20 protein-coding genes are annotated in these 20,164 nt (G+C 56.2%); 7 read left to right on the top strand and 13 right to left on the bottom strand.

From position 1 onward, the window contains the following. Positions 1 to 14 precede the first annotated feature (14 nt). The 11 genes from QML71_RS07855 to QML71_RS07805 all read right to left on the bottom strand — a co-directional run bounded on the left by QML71_RS07855 (position 15) and on the right by QML71_RS07805 (position 10,264). The gene (locus tag QML71_RS07855) at positions 15 to 479 is read right to left on the bottom strand and encodes a PTS sugar transporter subunit IIA (RefSeq protein ID WP_282011372.1); all 465 of its coding nucleotides are present in this window, start codon (positions 477 to 479) and stop codon (positions 15 to 17) included. Between the two features lie 27 nt (positions 480 to 506). Further along, entirely contained in the window at positions 507 to 848 is a 342-nt protein-coding gene (gene hpf / locus QML71_RS07850; RefSeq protein ID WP_282011371.1) for a ribosome hibernation-promoting factor, HPF/YfiA family, read from the bottom strand. A 90-nt stretch (positions 849 to 938) separates the two neighbouring features. Then, positions 939 to 2,393: an RNA polymerase factor sigma-54 gene (gene rpoN / locus QML71_RS07845; RefSeq protein WP_282011370.1), complete on the bottom strand. Its 1,455-nt coding sequence runs from the start codon at positions 2,391 to 2,393 to the stop codon at positions 939 to 941. 33 nt (positions 2,394 to 2,426) lie between these two features. Beyond that, positions 2,427 to 3,149, bottom strand: a complete 723-nt coding sequence (gene lptB, locus QML71_RS07840; protein WP_282011369.1) for an LPS export ABC transporter ATP-binding protein — start codon at positions 3,147 to 3,149, stop codon at positions 2,427 to 2,429. Positions 3,150 to 3,184: 35 nt separating this feature from the next. Continuing rightward, complete coding sequence (locus QML71_RS07835; RefSeq protein WP_282011368.1) at positions 3,185 to 3,754, bottom strand: LptA/OstA family protein; 570 nt, start codon at positions 3,752 to 3,754, stop codon at positions 3,185 to 3,187. Then, on the bottom strand, positions 3,751 to 4,197 hold the full coding sequence (gene lptC / locus QML71_RS07830; RefSeq protein ID WP_282011367.1) for an LPS export ABC transporter periplasmic protein LptC: 447 nt from the start codon (positions 4,195 to 4,197) through the stop codon (positions 3,751 to 3,753). The genes QML71_RS07835 and lptC overlap by 4 nt, the downstream gene beginning before the upstream one ends. Before the next feature lie 64 nt (positions 4,198 to 4,261). Then, positions 4,262 to 4,747 carry a tRNA (adenosine(37)-N6)-threonylcarbamoyltransferase complex ATPase subunit type 1 TsaE gene (gene tsaE / locus QML71_RS07825; RefSeq protein WP_282011366.1) on the bottom strand — a complete coding sequence of 162 codons (486 nt, stop codon included), beginning with the start codon at positions 4,745 to 4,747 and terminating at the stop codon, positions 4,262 to 4,264. Between the two features lies 1 nt (position 4,748). Further along, positions 4,749 to 6,296, bottom strand: coding sequence for an NAD(P)H-hydrate dehydratase (locus QML71_RS07820; RefSeq protein ID WP_282011365.1), 1,548 nt, complete (start codon positions 6,294 to 6,296; stop codon positions 4,749 to 4,751). 77 nt (positions 6,297 to 6,373) lie between these two features. Next, positions 6,374 to 6,988, bottom strand: a complete 615-nt coding sequence (locus tag QML71_RS07815; protein ID WP_282011364.1) for a hypothetical protein — start codon at positions 6,986 to 6,988, stop codon at positions 6,374 to 6,376. A 67-nt stretch (positions 6,989 to 7,055) separates the two neighbouring features. Further along, positions 7,056 to 7,745 carry a hypothetical protein gene (locus QML71_RS07810; RefSeq protein WP_282011363.1) on the bottom strand — a complete coding sequence of 230 codons (690 nt, stop codon included), beginning with the start codon at positions 7,743 to 7,745 and terminating at the stop codon, positions 7,056 to 7,058. Between the two features lie 32 nt (positions 7,746 to 7,777). Continuing rightward, positions 7,778 to 10,264 (bottom strand): glycogen/starch/alpha-glucan phosphorylase, encoded by a 2,487-nt coding sequence (locus QML71_RS07805; RefSeq protein ID WP_282011362.1) that lies wholly within the window; start codon positions 10,262 to 10,264, stop codon positions 7,778 to 7,780. A 132-nt stretch (positions 10,265 to 10,396) separates the two neighbouring features. Here QML71_RS07805 and QML71_RS07800 point away from each other — a divergent pair, with 132 nt between their 5' ends. After that, positions 10,397 to 11,764: a UTP--glucose-1-phosphate uridylyltransferase gene (locus QML71_RS07800; protein WP_282011361.1), complete on the top strand. Its 1,368-nt coding sequence runs from the start codon at positions 10,397 to 10,399 to the stop codon at positions 11,762 to 11,764. A gap of 5 nt (positions 11,765 to 11,769) precedes the next feature. Here QML71_RS07800 and QML71_RS07795 read toward each other — a convergent pair whose 3' ends face one another. Next, positions 11,770 to 12,477, bottom strand: coding sequence for a TVP38/TMEM64 family protein (locus QML71_RS07795; protein WP_282011360.1), 708 nt, complete (start codon positions 12,475 to 12,477; stop codon positions 11,770 to 11,772). Between the two features lie 422 nt (positions 12,478 to 12,899). Here QML71_RS07795 and QML71_RS07790 point away from each other — a divergent pair, with 422 nt between their 5' ends. Then, positions 12,900 to 13,310, top strand: coding sequence for a hypothetical protein (locus QML71_RS07790; protein ID WP_282011359.1), 411 nt, complete (start codon positions 12,900 to 12,902; stop codon positions 13,308 to 13,310). 63 nt (positions 13,311 to 13,373) lie between these two features. On the opposite strand, the gene QML71_RS07785 is transcribed toward QML71_RS07790, so the two are convergent. Further along, the gene (locus QML71_RS07785) at positions 13,374 to 14,180 is read right to left on the bottom strand and encodes an undecaprenyl-diphosphate phosphatase (RefSeq protein WP_282011358.1); all 807 of its coding nucleotides are present in this window, start codon (positions 14,178 to 14,180) and stop codon (positions 13,374 to 13,376) included. Between the two features lie 8 nt (positions 14,181 to 14,188). On the opposite strand from QML71_RS07785, the gene QML71_RS07780 reads away from it, so the two are divergent. From QML71_RS07780 to trxB, 5 genes are all read left to right on the top strand, one after another. Next, entirely contained in the window at positions 14,189 to 14,968 is a 780-nt protein-coding gene (locus QML71_RS07780) for a S1 family peptidase (protein ID WP_282011357.1), read from the top strand. A 229-nt stretch (positions 14,969 to 15,197) separates the two neighbouring features. Continuing rightward, on the top strand, positions 15,198 to 16,364 hold the full coding sequence (gene alaC / locus QML71_RS07775; protein ID WP_282011356.1) for an alanine transaminase: 1,167 nt from the start codon (positions 15,198 to 15,200) through the stop codon (positions 16,362 to 16,364). Between the two features lie 21 nt (positions 16,365 to 16,385). Beyond that, entirely contained in the window at positions 16,386 to 17,690 is a 1,305-nt protein-coding gene (locus QML71_RS07770; RefSeq protein ID WP_282011355.1) for a homoserine dehydrogenase, read from the top strand. Further along, positions 17,654 to 19,033, top strand: a complete 1,380-nt coding sequence (gene thrC / locus QML71_RS07765; RefSeq protein ID WP_282011354.1) for a threonine synthase — start codon at positions 17,654 to 17,656, stop codon at positions 19,031 to 19,033. Before QML71_RS07770 ends, thrC begins: the two co-directional genes overlap by 37 nt. A gap of 133 nt (positions 19,034 to 19,166) precedes the next feature. Continuing rightward, positions 19,167 to 20,120, top strand: coding sequence for a thioredoxin-disulfide reductase (gene trxB / locus QML71_RS07760; RefSeq protein WP_282011353.1), 954 nt, complete (start codon positions 19,167 to 19,169; stop codon positions 20,118 to 20,120). The last annotated feature ends 44 nt before the right edge of the window (positions 20,121 to 20,164 follow it).

Below are 20,164 nucleotides of genomic sequence, written 5' to 3'. Positions count from 1 at the left end.
TTGCGTGCTGTGACTCAAATGAACTTCGCGTCCTCTTCCACGATTAAAGAATAGATTTCGGTTTCATCCTGTGCCTTTAAAATATCTTCGCGCAGGGATTCAATCTTCAGTAGCCGGGCAATTTTGGCCAGAGCTTTCAGATGCAGGCCCGTGGACGAAGCCGGCGCCAGCAGCAGGCAGATGTAATGCACGGGTTTTTGATCCAGCGCGTCGAAGTCGATGCCGTCAATGGACCGGGCGAAGACGGCGACGATGCTCTCCAGACCCTCCATTTTTGCGTGAGGCAGAGCGACGTTCTCCCCGATGCCGGTGCTTCCCAGTTTTTCACGTTCTAAAAGCGCGTTATTCAAGCTTTGCTTGTCGTTGACCACGCCTTTTTTATCCAGAAACTCGACCAACTCGGCAAGGATGCCCGGTTTGTCGGATGCAGACAGGTTGGCGATGACACAATCTTCTTTGATGATTTCGCTGATTTTCATAAGTCAATTTCAGAGTCTGAATTCAGGTCAGGGAGAGGGTTCATCCAGTTGCTTGTCTTTTTCTTCCTGGTTCTTTTTGATTTTTTTACTTTTTATTTTTTCCTTATGCTTGCTCACTTGTTTTTCAATTTTTTCCACTGCCTGATCCATGGCCTGATACAAGTCGTCCGTCTCCGCTTCACTGTGGGCGGTGACGCCTTTTTCCTTCAAGGTGATTTCTGCGAAATGCCGGTGTTTGACCACAGCCAGTGCAACATGAACATCGGCCGACTCATCAATGTGTTTCAGCGCTTTGCTCAGCTTCTGATGCAAATGGTCTTCCATCGCCTGGGTGATTTTCAACTGGCGCCCTGTGACCGTAAGTTTCATGAATCGATTCTCCTGCAATTGGGCAGATGATTGGTAAAAAGCCCTGAATGTAGCCTCAACTCTTCAGAATATCAAGCAGGTTAGGGCCCATCAATAAAATTTTTTCCGCTTGCTGGCGGGAGGAAGGTTCAACTCCTTCCGGTATTTGGTGACGGTCCTCCGCGCAATTTTGGCATTTTTTTTCATCAAAATCTCGACCATTTCGTCGTCGGTATAAGGTTTCTTCGGGTCTTCATCCTGAACAATTTCCTTGATCATGGTTTTGACCCGGATCGAGGACAGGTTGTTGTCTCCGGTGTACGATTTGATGCCGCTGTGGAAGAAGAATTTGAGTTCAAAAATACCCTGTGGCGTGTCGATGTATTTGTTGGTGGTGATGCGGCTGACGGTGGATTCATGCATTTCGATGTCCTGCGCCACATCCCGCAACACCATCGGCCGCAGATGCGCCAACCCCTCGTCGAGAAATTCTTTCTGCAATTTGACAATGCTTTTGCCTACTTTGTAAATAGTCTGCCGTCGTTGATCGATGCTCTTGATGAGCCACATGGCAGAACGGTACTTGTTTTCGAGGTATTCCTTGGTCTCGCTTTCTCTCGAACTTTTCAACAGCGTCTGATAGTACGGGCTGATGGTGATGCGCGGAATGCCTTCGTCGTTCAAGGTCACGTCGTATTCCCCTTTTTCATTTTTCAGGACCACGAGATCCGGGATGACGTAGTCCGTGCCTTCGGAACTGAAGTTGAATCCCGGCTTGGGATCGAAGCTGCGAATGATCTCGATGGCATCGATGATCTCTTCTACCGATCGTTTCAACTCGTTGGCGATTTTTTGATAAAACCGTTCGTTGATTTTTTCGAGGTATTTGTCGATGAGGATTTCGACCGTCTCCAATCGTTCAGGCAGAGCCTGAGCCTGGATCATCAGGCATTCCTGTAAAGTGCGGGCGCAAACGCCGAGAGGTTCAAACGTCTGCATGATTTTCAGAATGCGTTCGACATCTTCCACCGTGCTGTTGCTGATTTCCGCAAGCTCGGAAAGCTCGGCGGTGCAGTAGCCGTCGCTCTGGATGTTGCCGATGATGCAGGAGCCGATGAACTTGTCTTCGTCGCTGTCCACGGTCAAGCTCAACTGCCAGTGCAGGTGATCGCTGAGGGAGGGGTCTTTTTTATAGGTGGCCTCGATCGAGGGCCGTTCGGGTGCGGCCTCGGCGCCGGGGCTGGGGCTGTACTCGTAATTGTCTTGCAGAAAATTTTCCCAATCGACTTCCTGCTCGATGGGATCGTTGTCGTCTTTCTTGTCTCCATCCACCGGGGTCTCGCCGAGCGAATCCAACAGGTTGTCTTCCGGGCTGGCCTCGGGTTCGCCGTCTTCGTCTTCCAGGAAGGATTCCTCGTCGATGAGTTCTTCCAGGATGGGATTGTCCACCAGTTCCTGCCGGACCAGTTGGGCGAGTTCCAGACGCGCGAGCGGCAACAGCTTGATGGCCTGCTGAAGCATGGGAGTCATCACCAGCTTCTGGGCCATCTTCAGGTTCAATTTCATTTCCATGGCCATAAGCGCTCTGCGTCTTGAGTGTTAAAAGGTGAATTTCTCGCCCAGATAAACCTCTTTCACCTTTTGGTCCTGGGCCACGTGCTGGGGTGGGCCCGAAGCGATGATCCTGCCTTCGCTGATGATATAAGCGCGGTCGGTGATGCTGAGGGTCTCCCGCACGTTGTGATCGGTGATCAATACGCCGATGCCCCGTTTCTTGAGTTTTTCGACGATCAACTGGATGTCGGCCACGGCGATCGGATCGATGCCCGCGAACGGTTCGTCGAGCAGGATGAACACCGGCGATGTGGCCAGTGCCCGGCTGATCTCCACCCGCCGCCGTTCGCCGCCCGAAAGGGAGTAGGACATGGCGTTGCGGATGTGAAGGATGTTGAATTCCCGCAGCAACGCTTCCGCCTTGCGATGGCGTTCGGCCACCGGCATGTTCATGGATTCGAGAACGGCGAGCAGGTTTTCTTCGACCGTGAGTTTGCGGAAAATGGAGGCTTCCTGCGGGAGGTAACTGATGCCCCGTCGCGCCCGGGCGAACATGGGTTGGGCGGTGAGATCCTCCTTATCCAGCAAAACCTTGCCGCGATCCGGCCGGGTCAGCCCCACCACCATGTAAAATGTAGTGGTTTTTCCGGCACCGTTGGGGCCGAGGAGGCCGACGATCTCTCCCTGCTTCAGTTCGATGCTGATTTCGTTGACGACCCGCCGCTTGCGGTAGGCTTTGATGAGGCCTTCCGTGCGCAGTGTTTTCACGGGTGTTTGCTTCCGGGGCGTCGCGGGCGTCGGTTTCACTTTTTCTTATCGACCTGTTTCAGTTCCGAATTTTTGGGGAACAGGATCAGTTTGACGCCGTTGGTCACCTCGAAACGGTCTTCGTTCATGTAAAAGATCATCTCCGGGCCTTCCAGGATGTTTTCGTTTTCCCAGGCGGTGGCGTGCGGCGTGCCGGTCAGCACCATCTTCTGCGTTTTGTCGTAATAGATGGCCTTGTCGCCGCGGGCTTTTTTTGTGCCTTTGATCACGTCCACATTCTTGATGGCGATGATTTTTTCCAGTTCCTGTCCGCTTTTCGGGTCCTCGCCGGAGGCCGAGGTTTGCGGCGCGGTGTTGTCTTTGGGCTGGGTGTACACTTCCAGGATCTCCGAAGTCAGCACCACGTCTTCCCATTCTCCGCGCACATTGCCGGTGAAGACGATCTTCCGTCCGTTGTCCTCGGTCCGCATCTTGTCGGAAGTGATTTCAAGGCGTTTGGGTTCTTCCTCCGATCCCTGCTGGGCCAGAACCGGCGGGGTCAGCAGGAGAGCAAAAAGCGCCCCGGCCACTGCGATCTGGAATGCGTAATGAGGGGTTGGTTTCACGATCCGTTAGCCGCCGTCGGGTTTTTAGGGGTTCGTTTGCGGTCCATGTAATCCTGAATGAAATCGTCGATCTCAGCCGTGAACCGGACATCCCCCTCAAGGTAAATGTCATTGGTCTCCTGATCCATTCGACCTTTCTCGGCGGATATATGGGAAACGTGGCCTGCGTCCAGAAAGTAGGTGACGTTCACGTCGTTCAGCTTGACGACCTGCTGCTCGTTATTTATCGTCGCTTTTTTCGCCTTTAAAATCCAATCTTTACGGCCATTTAAATCATTTTCAACCTTAAAGTTTTGAATTTGGACATCGACGCCGTTTTCGGTTTTTTCCAGGGTGACTGTGGGCAGGGGGGAGTTTTCCAGGCTGGAGTAGTAGTTGGCGCCGAATGCCAACACCAATCCAAGAATGGAGACAAACAATAATTTCCTGATTTTATTGTTCATTTATCGTGCACAGCCCCTCTATGCAAAGGATATACCATCCAGAAAAATATGCCATACGTCCCGATCATTGTAAAGCAAAAAGGGGGTGGCTGGCGGGGTCGGCGGGCAGCGGGGAAACGCTGATCCAGCGGTCGGAACCGGCGTCGATTTCGAGTCGGATATCCACCCGTTTTGTGATCGGCAACGCGCAGGGTCGATCCATGCTGCTGTCGGGGAACAGTTTTTCTCCCCATTCGATCAGGGAAACGCCTTGTCCAAAAAGGTAGTCTTCCAACCCCAGTTCTTCCATTTCGGCGATCGAATCGAGACGGTACAAATCGATGTGGTAGATGGGCAGGCGTCCTTTGTATTCGTTGATGAGGGTGAAGGAGGGGCTGCGCACATACTCGTTGGATTGCACCTTCAGGCCGCTGGCGATGCCCTGGATGAGCGTGGTTTTGCCTGCGCCCAGATCGCCGGACAGCAACACGATGTCGCCGGTCTGCAAAAGCTGCCCGATGCGCTCGCCCAGTTTCTGGGTGTCTTCGGGAGAATGAGAGGAAAACCGCATATCAGGCGAGAATCTGTTGGAGGGATTCGGGCAGTGCGCGCAGCAGGTCGCCGGCGATGAGGCTGGTCTCGCTCAATTCGTCCGCCACCCGGTCCCCGGTCAGGCCATGCACATAGGCTCCGGCAATGGCGGCATCGGAACCGCTCAGGCCCTGCGCCAGGAATCCGGCGATCATTCCGGTCAGCACGTCGCCGGTGCCCCCGGTGGCCATGCCCGGATTGCCGGTGGGATTGAGCCGCACGCGTCCATCGGCCAGCGCGACCAGAGTCGGCGCTCCCTTCAGCAACACCGTCACGCCGTGAGCCTGGGCGAACTCTTGCGCCGTTTCGATGCGGTGCGCCTGCACGGCCTTCGTGGTGCTATTGATAAGCCGGGCCATTTCCTTGGGATGGGGCGTCAACACCACCTCGGTTTTCATTTTAGCCAGCAGGCCGGGAATTTTAGCGAGGCTGTTGAGTCCATCGGCATCGATCACCACCGGACAGGCGACCTCCGGTAACAACGTTTCCAAAAAGTCCTGCACCTCTTTGTGTGTGGTGAGCCCCGGACCGATGGCCAGGGCCGATTTGTTTTTCAGGTTTTTGAGGCAGAGATCGGCGGCGTCGCTGGCAATGGTTCCGGCCGGGGTCTCCGGCAAGGGCAGCGTCATGGCTTCCAACGGGTGCAACTCCAGCGCCGCGTTGCAAGAGGCAGGAATCGCGAGGGTGACCAGCCCGGCCCCGGCACGCAGGGCGGCCAGGGCGGTCAGTCCGGCGGCTCCGGCTTTGCCGCGCGATCCGCCGATCACCAGCGTGTGGCCATAGGTGCCTTTATGCGTGTTGCGCTTGCGTTTGGGGAGAAGGGCGGTGATATCCGAGCCTTCCACCAGCGTGATCGGGATGTTTTGCGCCTCCACCGCCTGTCCGGGGATGCCGATATCGAGTTTCACCACTTCGCCCATGCATTCTGCCGCCGGGTGCATCAGGTGACTGCGTTTGAACAGAGCCAGCGCCGCCGTGAGATAGGCTTTCACGCACGGTCCGAGAATCTGGCCGGAATCGGCATCGATGCCGGACGGCAGGTCCACGGCCACCACGTACTTTTTGGCCGTGTTGATTTTCTGGATCAGCTTGGCGTAAAGACCGGTTGCGGGCTTGGACAGGCCGGTTCCGAACAGGGCGTCCACGAGGATATGGGAATGACGCAGCGAATGGTTCTGCGCGTTCAAATTGCGTTCGTTCAACTCAGCGACGGGGATGCCGAGCGCCACCGCGATGTCGGCCTGGGTGCGGGCGTCGCCCTTGAGGTCTGCAACCTTGCCAGCGAGCAACACGTGCACGGCCACCCCCGCCTGGTGCAGGTGACGGGCGATGACGAAACCGTCGCCGCCGTTGTTGCCTTTTCCGGCCAGCACGGTAATTTTTTTGTCGGTGAGGCCCGTGATGCGGAACATCAGGTCCACCACACTGCGTCCCGCGTTTTCCATGAGGATCAGGCCGGGGATTTTGAACTGCTCGATGGCGGTCCGGTCCGCGGCCTGCATTTCCTGAGCTGTGGCGACTTTCTGCAAAAGCGGTGTCCTTTATGGGCGGATAGAGAGAGTGTGCGTTCGAGGTATTGTATCCGGTTTGGCGGGGAAAAGAGCAATCAGACGTAAACGGGATAAGGAAAATCTTTGGCCACTTTGAGCTCCATTTCCTCCGGGCACGGTTTCAGGCCGTTGATGGCGCCGAACTGACACGGACAGGTGTAGCCCAGGTCTTCTTTTTCTTTACCGGACAAACGGTTGTATGCGTCTTCGGTGAGCAGGAACACGGTGTTGAAAAAATAATCGTCCACGAACTGCTCAAAGTAAATGGGCTTGGCTTGCATTTCGGGAAGCGTTTTCAACATTTCCTGCGGGCTGTCGTGATTGTAGTTGTACGCGAACCGGTTGAGCGCATCGTACAGCAGGCTGAAGTGGTAGGTGTTCATGTGATACCAGTGAGTCGAACACTCCAGACCCTGCATCAGGATGTCCATCAGCTTGCGGAGCATCGTCAGGTCGGCGAAGCGATGCGAGCGCGGATAAAACCCGGCGAGATCGTCTTTCCAGAATTCTTCGGGATGGCCTTCGATGAGGTCCAGCAATTCGATTTCCTCGTCGAGGCAGGCTTTGACGAAGTGGTGGGGATCGAACTGCGTGGAAAAATCCTGAACGGTGGAAAAGGTCAGGAACTCCCCGTGCTGTTTCCGGTATAGATTGTTTTTGAAGATGAGCATGGCGTCAACCCTCGAATAACTGCTATCAAGTTATCACAGCCAGCGGGGGTAGAAAAGCCCCTGTTTTCTAAAGGCTCAATGTGCCGGATGCGTAGGGGTTGTCCGGACCGGCGACGAGACCCAGTTCTTCGGCTTCGGGAGGGACGGCGTTGATGACCTTGGACAGGGTCGGGTCTTCCGGGCCTTTGGGATCGTCCGGCGGCAGCACCGCGCCGAAATAAGCGTGGTCCAGCTTGCCCAGGTTGCGGCGTTCCTGTTCGGTCATGGCGTTGTACCGCTTGGCGGCAATGAGGAAGGCGGTATTGAAAAAATACTGGTTCAGAAAATGATTGAAATTGATGGCTTCGCCGCGCAACTCCGGAATCAGTTCCTGACGGCGTTGTGGGTTGCTGTAGCTGTAGTCTTCGACGATTTCCTGCAGCGCGTCGTACAGGTAGCAGAGGTGGTAGCAGTTCATGAAATGCCAGGAATGGGTGTCGAACAGAGCGGTGAGCAGGTTGTGCGACAGCGAGTCCATCACCGAGCGCCGGCCAAATCGGGCGGTGTGGGGAAACAACACCTTGAGCTGTTCGAAGCTCGCTTTTTCATCGAACGTGCTGAGTTCTTCGATCACTTCGCGCCCGGCGGCCAACGCTTTATGAATGAGGTGGAAGGCGATGGGTTGCGGTTCCTCGTCGCCACCATAGGGGCGGTCCGGGGAGATGCCGTTTTGGGTGTCAAGCGGGTGAAAATAAATGTTCTTTTTAAATACCAGCATAAGAAAGAAGCAGACGCCACCGGCGGGCATCGTCACTCGGTGAGCGGATGCACGTCCCAGATCTGTTCGCTGTATTGACGGATGGCGCGGTCGCTGGAAAAGAGGCCCATGTGGGCGGCGTTGAGGATGGACTTGCGAGTCCATGCCTCAGGCTGGACAAACAGCGCCTCCACCTCTTTTTGTTTTTCAATGTAACCTGCGAAGTCGGCCATCACCATGAATCGGTCGCCCTGCACCAGCAACGCATCGATGATGGGTTGGAACAGGTGCGGGTGATCCGGAGAGAAATAGCCGTCCCGGATCATGTCCAGAGCTTTCCTCAGTTCCGGGTTGTTCTCATAATGATCCCGCGGATTGTAGCCCTTGGCCTTGGTTGCGTCAACCTGATCGGCGGTGAGCCCGAAGATGAAGATGTTGTCGTCACCGACTTCGTTTTTGATCTCAATGTTGGCGCCGTCCAGAGTGCCGATGGTGAGCGCTCCATTCAGAGCGAGTTTCATGTTGCCGGTGCCGGAGGCCTCCATGCCCGCCGTGGAGATCTGTTCGGAAAGGTCCGCGCCGGGGATGATGCCCTCCGCCTTGTTAACGCTGTAATTGGGTATGAAAACCAGCTTGAGCTTGCCGGCGGTCTGCACATCCTGGTTCAGCTTGTCGGCGACGCTGGTGATCAGCTTGATGATGAGCTTGGCCTGCTCGTATCCCGGCGCCGCCTTGCCGGCAAACATCACCGTGCGCGGCACGTGGTCGCAGTCCGGGTTTTCCTTAAACCGGTTGTACAGGACGATGGTGTGCAGCAGGCACAACAACTGCCGCTTGTATTCGTGGATGCGCTTGATCTGCACGTCAAACAGGGTATCGGGATCGACCTCCAGCCGCAGCGCCCTGTCCACGCGGATGTATTGGGCCAGGCGTTGTTTGTTGGACTGCTTCACCTGCCGCCAGCGTTCCCGGAATGAGGCGTCGTCGATGTGCTTCACCAGCTTTTTCATGTGACTCAAATCCGTCACCCAGTCCTCGCCGATGGTTTCATTCAGCAGGTTGGCCAGTTCCGGGTTGCAGGATTTCAACCACAGCCGCTGGGTGATGCCGTTGGTGACGTTGGTGAAGCGATTGGGAAACAGCTTGTTGAAATCGGGGAACACCTGTTTTTTAAGAATGTCGCTGTGCAGGGCGGCGACGCCGTTGACGGTGTGGCTGCCGACGATGGCGAGGTTCGCCATGCGAATGCTTTTGACCGGTTGTTCCTCAACTATGGAAATGCGTTTCAGCAATCCGGGATTGCCCGGATGTTGCACCTGTACCCGGCTCAGGAAATCCTGGTTGATCTGGTAAATGATTTCCAGATGACGCGGCAGCACGTGTTGCAGCAGACCCACCGGCCATTTCTCCAGCGCTTCCGGCAGCACGGTGTGGTTGGTGTAGGCAAAGGTTTTGAGCGCGATCTCCCACGCCTCCTGCCAGGGACGGTGTTCGCGATCCACCAGCAGGCGCATCAGTTCCGGGATGGCCAGCGCCGGGTGGGTGTCGTTCAACTGGATGGCTATTTTCTGCGTGAACTGTTCGAAGGTCGAGTGATTGCGTTTGTAGCGGCGCAGGATATCCTGCAACGACGCCGACACGAAAAAGAATTCCTGTTTCAGGCGCAATTCCTTGCCCTGCATGTTGCTGTCGTTGGGATAGAGGACCTTGGACAGGGTTTCCGATTCGTGCTTGTGGGTGACGGCCTGCACGTAATCGCCTTCGTTGAAACTGCCGAAATCGAATTCGCGCGTGGAGCGCGCGCTCCACAGGCGCAGGTTGTTCACCGTCTGGTTGTGAAAACCGGGGATGGGGATGTCGTAGGCCATGGCCATCACGTCGTCGTGCGAATCCAGCCAGTGGCAGATGCCGCGTCCTTCCTGGTCGGAGGTGTGCTGGACGTATCCATAAAAGCGGATCGGGTAGAGGTAATCGGGCCGCGGCAATTCCCACGGGTAGCCTTTGCGCAACCAGTTGTCGGCGGTCTCCACCTGGTAGCCGTCGATGATTTTCTGGTAAAAGATGCCGTACTCGTAACGCATGCCGTACCCCATGGCGGGCAGGCCGAGTGTCGCCATGGAATCCATGAAGCAGGCGGCGAGACGGCCCAGGCCGCCGTTGCCCAGTCCGGCCTCGATGTCGTTTTGTTCGATGCGCTCCAGATCGAGCCCCAGTTTTTCGATGGCCCGGCAAATCTCTTTTTTGAAGTCGAGGTTGACCAGGTAGTTGCTGAGGGCGCGGCCAACGAGGTATTCCATCGACAGGTAGTAAATGCGCTTCGGGTCTTTGGTAAAATACCGGTTTTGCGTCTCGATCCATTTTTCGACGAGACGGTCGCGCACGGCAAAGGCGATGCTGTTGTAGTGATCCATCAGGGTGGCCGTGCGCGGCGATTTCGCCTGCGAATACTTCAGGTGGTGGGCGATGGAAAACTTCAACGCATCTTCGCTGGTATCCTGATGCAGGGTGGAAGGGTTGGTATTTTTCACGCTATCATTCATAATCATCTCCCGATCGAGGGAGCATGGAGCTATAAATCCGGGAGGGGGGCTTCCGGTTTGGTTTGGATTGAAAATACCTGGCTGTCGACGTTGACAATGGTTCTAATTTAAGCCTATTCCACGGATAAACCAATGGAATTTTCCGCAGTGAGCAGGGTGGTTCACGATCTGGATATGCCTCCGCAGGCACGGGACGCGTTCCTGCATCTGCTGGACCGGCATGGGCGGGGAAGGGAGCCGTTTCCCGCGTGGGAGTCGATCCGTTCACCCGATACCCAAAAGCTATTGCCTTACCAGAAACTGGAACAACCCGGCGACGAGGCCGGACGACGGGCGTTGTCGCATCTGGCCGTGTGCAAACTCAATGGGGGCCTCGGCACCAGCATGGGCTGCTCCGGTCCCAAGTCGCTGATCGCCGTCAAAGAAGGCCGTACCTTTCTCGATTTAATTGTCCAGCAGTTGCAGGAAGTCCAGCAAACGTGGGGCGTGCCGGTGCCGCTCTGGCTGATGAACAGTTTTTATACGGAGGAGGCGACGGCAGCGGTATTGCCTTCTTATCCCTCGTCGCAGCGGATCGATTTCTTCACGCAAAACCGGTTCCCGCGTCTGCACAAGAGCACGGGATTGCCGCTCGATGAAGCCGTATCGGGAGTGGAGGCCTGGTACCCGCCGGGGCACGGCGATCTCTATGCCTGCCTGAGCGAGCGGGGAATTCTCGACCGTCTGCTGACAGAGGGCCGGAAGCTGCTGTTCGTGTCAAACGCCGACAACCTGGGCGCGACGGTCGATGTGGCCATCGCGCACCACATGCTGCAACACGACATTCCCTTTTTGATGGAGATGACGGCGAAGACGCCCACCGATGTGAAAGGCGGCACTCTTTATGAGGATGCGGAAGGACGGTTGCATCTGCTGGAGATCGCGCAGGTGCCGCCGCAACACGTGGACGCATTTTGCGGCACCGAAAAATTCAACGTGTTCAACACCAACAATGTCTGGATCCATCTCGAACATCTGAAGCGGCGTCTGGATGCGGGACCCTTGGACCTGACGCCGATCGTCAACGAAAAATCGGTGGACGGGCAGCCGGTGATTCAGTTGGAAACCGCGGTCGGCGCGGCGCTGGAACATTTCGAACACGCGGTGGGGCTGGTGGTGGAGCGCGATCGCTTCCTGCCGGTCAAAACCACCAGCGATCTGATGATGGTGCAGTCCGATCTGTTCATAGAGGAAGGGGCGCGTCTCAGGCGCAATCCGGCGCGGCGGCAGCCTCAATTGCCGGTCATTGACTGGCAGGGGCCTTTGGAGCGCTTCGAGGAATACGGCAAACGCATTCCGCAATCCCCCAGCCTGGTGCATCTGGAGTCGCTGGAGGTGCGGGGCAATGTCTGGTTTCGGGGGATGGCGACCTTGAAGGGGAAGGTGCGGTTGATCAGCCGGGACAAGCCGCTGGCGGTTCCGGGTGGCGTGGTGCTGGACAACCAGACGCTGGAAAATTGAGACGGTCAGGAGGCGCTGTCCGCCATCTGCAAGGCGCGTTTGCGCTTGGCCCGGTAACGCAGGTAAAGGCTGACCAAAGCCAGTACGATCAGGATCGTGAACGCGATGCGGAATTTGGTCGAGCCGATGTCCAGCAGGGTGCTGCCGAAGAACCCGTAGGCGTAGGCGCGTGGCGTCAGTCCCAGCACATGCGCCACAATATAATTCCGGAAGCGCATGGTGGACAGTCCCGCCCCGTAATTGATCACCGTCACCGGCATGATGGGGATCAGGCTCAGCAGCCACACCATCGAAAAACTGAAACGCGTGTCGTCGATCATGTCCGCGCCCAGCTTCAATTTGCGTTTGACGTAATCGTGTCCCATCAGGCGCGCGATCCAGAAGCCCAGAGTGCCGCCCCCCGCTGCGCCCAAAGAAGCGTAAAAAGGACCGAGCACCGGACCGAAAGCCAGACCGCCCGCAATGAACAGGGCGATGGAGGGAATCAGGAAGAGGGGCCGGATGACGAACACGCCGACATACAGAACCGGTCCCCATACCCCCATCGACAACACGAACGCTTTGAACGATTCCGGCGTCAGGTGCACGCCGTGGCGGGAAAAATAAAATCCGGTGCCGAAGCCGATGAAAATCAGCGCGAGGAATTTGTAGAAGCGCCGCCGGATGTGGGGCGTGATGGCTTCCTTTGCTTTTTCTTTCAATTTTGAGCTCATGAATCGTCCTCGAATTTCTGTCAGAACCTGGAGGCCATGCTGAGGCATTTTCAGCGCAGTGACAAGCGAAAAGCCCCTCTTTTTGCAAACCCTAAATCATGAAAACGATTTAAAATTAAGGCGTTGATCGATTTTTCCGGAGTAGGAAATAGGGATGCTTTTGTATAAGAAAATAACCTACAATTTGTAGTAAAAACTCTAAAAAAATATTGACTTGAATTCCTATCGAAGTATACTGAGCGCAATTAGGGTACAAGGGCGGAACAGGCCGATTATTTACCCGCCTGATTAAGGTAAAGACACATCAGAAACTTCTGATTTAGAGCAGCATATAGGGGCATTTGGGTCCACAGGGGCATTCTGGAAGGATCCAAAACTTAATGGGGCAATGTTTAATATTAATTGGGTAAGGGAGGTCCGTTATGAGAAAAGTCTTGTTCGTAGCTGTTATCGCTGTGCTCACGCTCTGTTTTTCCGCTTCCGCCTTTGCCGGAACCTTGAAGCCCGGTGACAAGACATCCTGTGTGGATGCCAAAGAAATCACTTTGGAAGCTTCTGGTAATTCCAGTGCAGGGGATCGCGCCAACGCCAATGCCGTCATTTGGAAATCTTCCAACGCCACAACCATACCGATCAGCTTAGGACCGGGTGAGAACTATGGTTTTGAGGGCGAGCGTAAAGTTGGCATGGCAGACAAGCACAGCATGGGCCGTAAGGTTGTGACGCTGACGCATCAAAACAACTTCAGCCGCGGCGATTCGATTGGTGACATCAGTGGTGAAGTTCGCATCACCAACAACGGCACCGTTGACCTCGTCGTCAACTGCAAATAATTTGTAAGCGCTCAAAGAAAAGGGCCGGGCCACCTTCGGGGGGTCCGGCTTTTTTTTATGGGGTCAGTACCAAACCAGCAGGATGCCGCCCAGGATCAAACGGTAAATGACAAAAGGCATCAATCCCACCCGGCTGACAATGGCCAGCAGCAGTTTGATCGCCAGGTAACCGGATAAAAATGCGATGCCGAAGGCGACCGCCATCTGCCCGTGGGTGAACAGCAGGGTTTGTTCCGGGCTGGTCACAACGGAAACGGTTTTGTGCAGGCCCGCCGCCAGAATGGCCGGGGTTCCCAGCAGGAACGCGAACCGTGCCGCCGCCGGTTGTGACAGACTCATAAATAACCCCGCCGCAATGGTGATCCCCGAACGGGACGTCCCCGGAAATAAGGCCACCGCCTGAGCACAGCCGATCATGAGGATTTGTTTGAAGGAAAGCCTCGTTAACTCCGCTTCGCCGCCATCCGTGCGGGAGGCGCCGCGATCCGCCCACCAGAAAATCAAGGACCAGAAAATCAGGTTGCCGCCGACGAAGGTGGGGTTCCTCAGGTTGGTTTCGATCCAGTCCCCCAGCGTCAGCCCCAGAACTCCGGCCGGCACGGTGGCGGCGGCAATGCCCCAGACAACGCGATGCCGGTCCGGCTGATTTTGTTTGTCAAAGAGAGCAGCGAGCAGTTGCCACAGTTCGGTGCGAAAGAATATGATGATGGCGAGCAGGGTGGCCAGGTGCAGGATGGCGTCCATGGCCAGCCCCTGATCCTCAAAATCAAACAGAATCGGTACCAGGATCAAATGCCCGGAGCTGGAGACCGGTAAAAACTCGGTGAGGCCCTGAATCAGGCCCAGCAGGATTGCCTGAATATCTTCCATTGGCACCTATGCAATTCGATTATCGAAAAAATAAAGGCTGGATCGTTTTCTTCGTCGTGCTGGGGGTGATCGCCCTCAGCAACCAGCGGCTGGCGATGACCGATCCGGAAAACACGTACCCGAAGCGCATCAAGCGCGCGGTGCGGCTGTTCTTCAATCCTCCGGAAAACGAACTGGACCGGCATCTGATCGGCAAGGGGATCGACTGCGAGACCCCGCAGCGCCTGTACCGGCAGGTGGCCCGGGCCACGGTATTGATCAAAGTGGATCATTCGATCGGCGCCGGTGTGTTCATCGGCCCGCGCCTGATCGCAACGGCGCGGCATGTGGTGGATGGAACGTCGATCGAGGTGGTGCTGCCCGACTTTCCGGGCGACGACCTGGCCCGGCCGGGGAGGACGATCGACATCGATTCCGTGCACCGCGTCCCGAATCTGGACCTGGCGTTCGTCACCACCCGGCGTTCCCACTCTTCCTTCCTGGACCTCAAGTTGAAGGGGGACGGAGACAGCGAGCTGATGATCGTCGGGCACCCCAATCGCAAATACTACTCTTTGCAAAAAGCCCGGATCAAGAAAAAAGAGCTGCTGAAGGATTCCGAGTTCATCCTGTTCAAGGACAACGAAGTGTTTTTCGGCAATTCCGGCGGGGCCATCGTGGCTTGTGACGGCGGCCTCATGGGGGTGGTCAGCATGATGTCGAATTACCAGAACGCGGCCCTGAAACAGGGCATCGGCATCAACGCCCGCACCGTTCTCGAACACGCGCGCAGGTTGAATTTATTATAGGATATCCGGACCACCGAGAGGGCCGGAGAGCCCATTTATAAAATTGATGAGGCAGGTTAAAATATGCTATGTTTACGCTGGCTTGGGAGAACGTTTTGATTCAAAGGGTAAAAGGCCGAATGCCGTTCCGGGCGCCTGCCTGAAGGTTTTTGCCCGCCCCTCCGTTTCTCGCATTGTATCCGCAGGACCTGCTTTACAACATCATCATCCGATTTGACGATTTCGAAGTATGAATGAATTTCCCCGCATTCAGCGTTTGCCTCCCTACGTGTTCAACATCGTGGGCGAGTTGAAACTGCAGGCTCGCCGCCGTGGTGAAGACATCATCGATTTTGGCATGGGCAATCCGGATCAGCCGACACCCAAACACATCGTCGATAAAATGATCGAGGCGATGCAGAAACAGCAGAACCATCGCTATTCGTTGTCGCGCGGCATTCCCAAATTGAGAAAAGCCATCGCCGACTGGTACCAGCGCGAGCACGGCGTGTACATCGACCCGGAAACAGAAGCCATCGCCACCATCGGCTCGAAGGAAGGGATTTCATCGCTGGCGCTGGCGATCACGGGGCCCGGCGACAGTGTGCTGGTGCCGACGCCGACGTACCCGATTCACACCTACGCCTTCATTCTGGCGAATGCGGACATCACCTCCGTGCCGTTGCAGAAGGACGTCGATTTTTTTGAAGCGTTGCTGAACGCGTACAAGCAAAGCTGGCCGCGCCCGAAAGCGCTCATCCTCAACTTTCCGCACAACCCGACGACGCAGGTGGTCGATCTGGATTTCTTCGTCAAGGTGGTGGACTTCGCGCGCGAGCACAAGTTGATCGTGATTCACGACTACGCGTATGCGGACCTGGTGTTCGACGGCTACCGCGCACCGAGCCTGTTGCAGGTACCGGGAGCCAAGGAAGTGGGTGTCGAAAGTTTCACGCTGTCGAAAAGCTACAATATGCCGGGATGGCGGGTTGGCTTCATGGTCGGCAACCGCGACATCATCCACGCACTGTCCCGGATCAAGAGCTATCAGGACTACGGCATGTTTCAACCCATTCAGATCGCATCGATCATTGCGTTGGACGGTCCGCGCGACTGCGTCGATGAAATCCGGGAAATGTACAAGGTGCGCCGCGATGTGTTGTGCGCCGGGTTGAACCGCATCGGCTGGGCGGTGGAGCCGCCGAAGGCGACCATGTTTGTCTGGGCGGAAATTCCCGAACCGTTCAAGAAAATGGGGTCGCTGGAGTTCTCCAAGCTGCTGCTCGAAAAAGCCAAGGTGGCGGTTTCGCCGGGCATCGGCTTCGGTGAAGGCGGCGATGATTTTGTCCGCTTTTCTCTCGTCGAAAACGAACACCGCATCCGCCAGGCCGTCCGCGGCATTCGCGAAATCTTCTAACAACCGTTTCACCGTATTGATATGAAAACTGTAAAAGTAGGTTTGATTGGGTTCGGCACCATTGGCGCCGGCATGGTTCAGATTCTGCAAAAGAACCGGCAGAACATCATCGATCGACTCGGCGCGGCCGTGGACGTGGTGTCCATCGCCGATCTCGATATTAAAACCCCACGTGGGGTGGAAGTGGATGCGAACTGCCTCACCACCAACGCCTACGATGTGGTCAACCATCCCGAAGTCGATGTGGTGGTGGAGTTGATCGGCGGTTCCGAACCGGCGCGCGATCTGATCCTGAAAGCCTTCGAGCACGGCAAGCACGTGGTCACCGCCAACAAGGCCCTGCTCGCCAAACACGGCGATGAATTGTTCGCCGCAGCGGAAAAACACAAAGTGAGCCTGGGTTTCGAAGCGGCGGTGGGCGGCGCCATCCCCATCATCCGCTCCATCCGCGAAGCTTTCGTCGCCAACCGCATCGAGGCCATCGAAGGCATCGTCAACGGCACCGCCAATTACATCTTGAGCAAGATGACGGATGAGAACCTGGATTTCGAAGTGGTGTTGAAGGAGGCGCAGGAGAAAGGGTTTGCCGAAGCCGATCCGACGTTCGACGTCGAGGGCATCGACTCCGCCCACAAGATCGCCATCCTGAGCCGTCTGTCGTTCGGCACGTCGGTCCACTTTGAGGACATCTACATTCAGGGCATCAGCTGCATCACGCCGATTGATATCAAATGCGCCCGCGAGTTCGGGTTTCGCATCAAGCTGTTGGCGGTTTCCAAGTTCGACGGCAAGGAACTGGACATTCGCGTGCACCCGGCCATGATTCCGGAATCGAAACCGATGGCGAATGTGAACGGAGTGCTGAATGCCATCATGGTCCGCGACGATCTCATGGAAGAAAATGTGTTGGTCGGCCACGGCGCCGGGTCCCTGCCCACGGGTAGTGCCGTGGTGGGGGACATCGTGGAAATCGCCCGCAATATCATTTCCGGTGCGTCCGAGCGCGTCCCGGCCCAGTCTTTTCAGGCCCGTAGCGTCCGCAAAATCCCGCTCAAATCCACCCAGAACATCGAAGGGGAGTATTTTTTGCGGTTTCTGGTAATGGACAAACCGGGTGTTTTGTCGAAAATTTCTGGTATTCTTGGGAAGCATGAGATCAGCATCGAGTCCATGATCCAGCGGGGACGTAATGTAGATGGTAAAGGCGTGCCTCTGGTGATGATGACGCACCATGCACGAGAGAAAAATATTCAGCAGGCTTTAAAAGAAATCGAACAATTGGATGTGGTATGCGAGAAAACGGTTCTCATAAGAGTGGAGAGGTAGCGCTCGAATTCGATGCCTGGTTCCAGTGCATCAATGGTTGTTCGGGGCGCTATCAGCTCAACGAGGTGATCTACAATTGCCCGGACTGCGGCGATTTGCTGGAAGTCACCCACGACATGGAAAAGCTGAAGAAGCGTTCTCCGCAGGAATGGCAAAGCCTGTTCGATGAACGGTACCGTCGCCACGATTGGCCTTACGGCAGTTCCGTGTGGGGCAAAAAGGAACTGGTCTGCCCGAACCTGGACAACGACAACATCGTGTCCACCTACGAAGGCGGCAGCAACCTGTTCTGGGCGGAACGTCTTGGGCACCAGTTGGGCCTGGAAGAATTGTGGGTCAAGCAGTGCGGCATGGCGCATTCCGGTTCGTTCAAAGACCTTGGCATGACCGTACTCGTTTCCATGGTCAAGCAGATGCGCAGCGAGGGGCAGGACATCAAGGCTGTGGCCTGCGCTTCCACCGGAGACACCTCCGCGTCGCTCGCCGCGTACTGCGCTGTCGCCGGCATCCCGGCCATCGTGTTCCTGCCGCGCAACAAAATTTCGATGACGCAGTTGATCCAGCCCATCACGCATGGGGTGATGACGTTTTCGCTGGATACCGATTTCGACGGCTGCATGAAGATCGTGCAGAGCATCTGCAAGGAAAAGGAAATCTACCTGGCGAACTCGATGAACTCGCTCAGGCTGGAAGGACAGAAGACCATCAGCTTTGAATTGATCCAGCAATTCGATCAGGAAGTGCCTGACTTCATCATCGTGCCCGGCGGCAACCTCGGCAACGTCAGCGCGCTGGGCAAAGGCTTCGAGATGATGTACGAACTGGGGATCATTAAGAAACTGCCGCGCCTGGTCTGTGCCCAGGCTTCCCGCGCCAATCCGTTGTTCCGCAGTTACAAGCGCGGTTTCAAATCGTTCAAGGCCATTCAGGCGCGCCGCACCCTGGCCAGCGCCATCCAGATCGGCGCACCCGTCAGCGTGAAAAAAGCCATCCGCGCCTTGACAAAATTCGACGGCATCGTCGAGGAAGCCAGTGAAAACGAACTGGCCAATGCCGTGGGACGGGCCAACAAAACAGGACTGCTGTGCTGCCCGCATACCGGCGTGGCGCTGGCGGTCATGGAAAAACTGGTCCAGCGCGGTGAGATCAAGAAGAACGACCGGGTGGTCGTCATTTCCACGGCCAACGGTTTGAAGTTCACGGATTTTCTGGTTAAATACCATTCCAACACCCTGCGCGGCGTCGAACCGGACTGTTTGTTCAAGCCTTACGAATTACCGGCCGACGAAGCCCGCATCCGACAGACCATCAATGAATCGTTGAACGGAAACCTGACGGTCTGATCGGACCCTAATCCGGAGCGCGAAACCTTTCCGGGTGGGAACTCATCCAAACCCAAAGACCTCATCCTCAGCATGCGGCAATCCGGCGTGAGCACATGCCCGCCGCAGCCGGGATGTTAGAAAGGATACGCACATGGCGGACGACGTGAAAAAACTGGCAATCATCGGATCGGGACCGGCTGGCCACACGGCGGCGATTTATGCAGCGCGCGCCAACCTCGAACCGTTCATGTACGAAGGTTATGTGGTCGGCGGTTCGGCAGGTGGCCAATTGACCACCACCACCGACGTGGAAAATTATCCGGGATTTCCGGACGGCGTCAACGGTCCCGAACTGATGCAGCTATTCCGCAAACAATCCGAACGTTTCGGCACCGTGATGGTGCAGGAAGACGTGCACGAAGTGGATTTTTCCAAACGTCCGTTTCGCATCCAAGGCGATAAGACGGAGGTGTTCGCGCATTCGGTGATCATCTCCACCGGCGCCACCGCCAAGCGCATGGGCGTGCCCAGTGAAGAAAAATTGTGGAACCAGGGTATGTCCGCCTGCGCCGTGTGCGACGGCGCCTTGCCGTTTTTCCGCAACCAGCCGCTCATGGTGATCGGCGGCGGCGATACGGCGGTTGAAGAAGCCACGTATCTCACCAAGTTCGGCACCGTGGTCTATCTGGTGCATCGCCGCGACGCCTTGCGCGCCTCCAAGATCATGCAGGAACGGGCGCTCAAAAATGAAAAGATCGAGATGGTCTGGGACACGGTTCTGGAAGACGCACTGGGCGACCAGTTTGTCACCGGCGCTCGCGTGCGCAATGTCAAAACCAACGAAGCGCACGACCTCGAAGTGGCGGGAATTTTTTACGCCATCGGCCACACGCCGAACACGCAGCCGTTTGTGGGACAGATCGATCTCGACGAAACCGGCTACATCAAAATCAAACCCGGCACCCAGGAAACCAACATCGAAGGGGTTTATGCAGCAGGCGATGTGCACGACCACAAGTACCGCCAGGCGGTTACCGCCGCCGGGGCCGGTTGCGCCGCCGCACTGGAAGCCGAACGCTGGCTGGGCGAACAGGGCCTGGCCTGATCGTTTCTGATTTTCGTTACCATTCTCATCCGTAAAATCCGGAT

Source organism: Nitrospina watsonii, assembly GCF_946900835.1.
GTDB classification, from domain to species: domain Bacteria; phylum Nitrospinota; class Nitrospinia; order Nitrospinales; family Nitrospinaceae; genus Nitrospina; species Nitrospina watsonii.
This window is presented reverse-complemented; position numbering and strand designations above follow the sequence as displayed.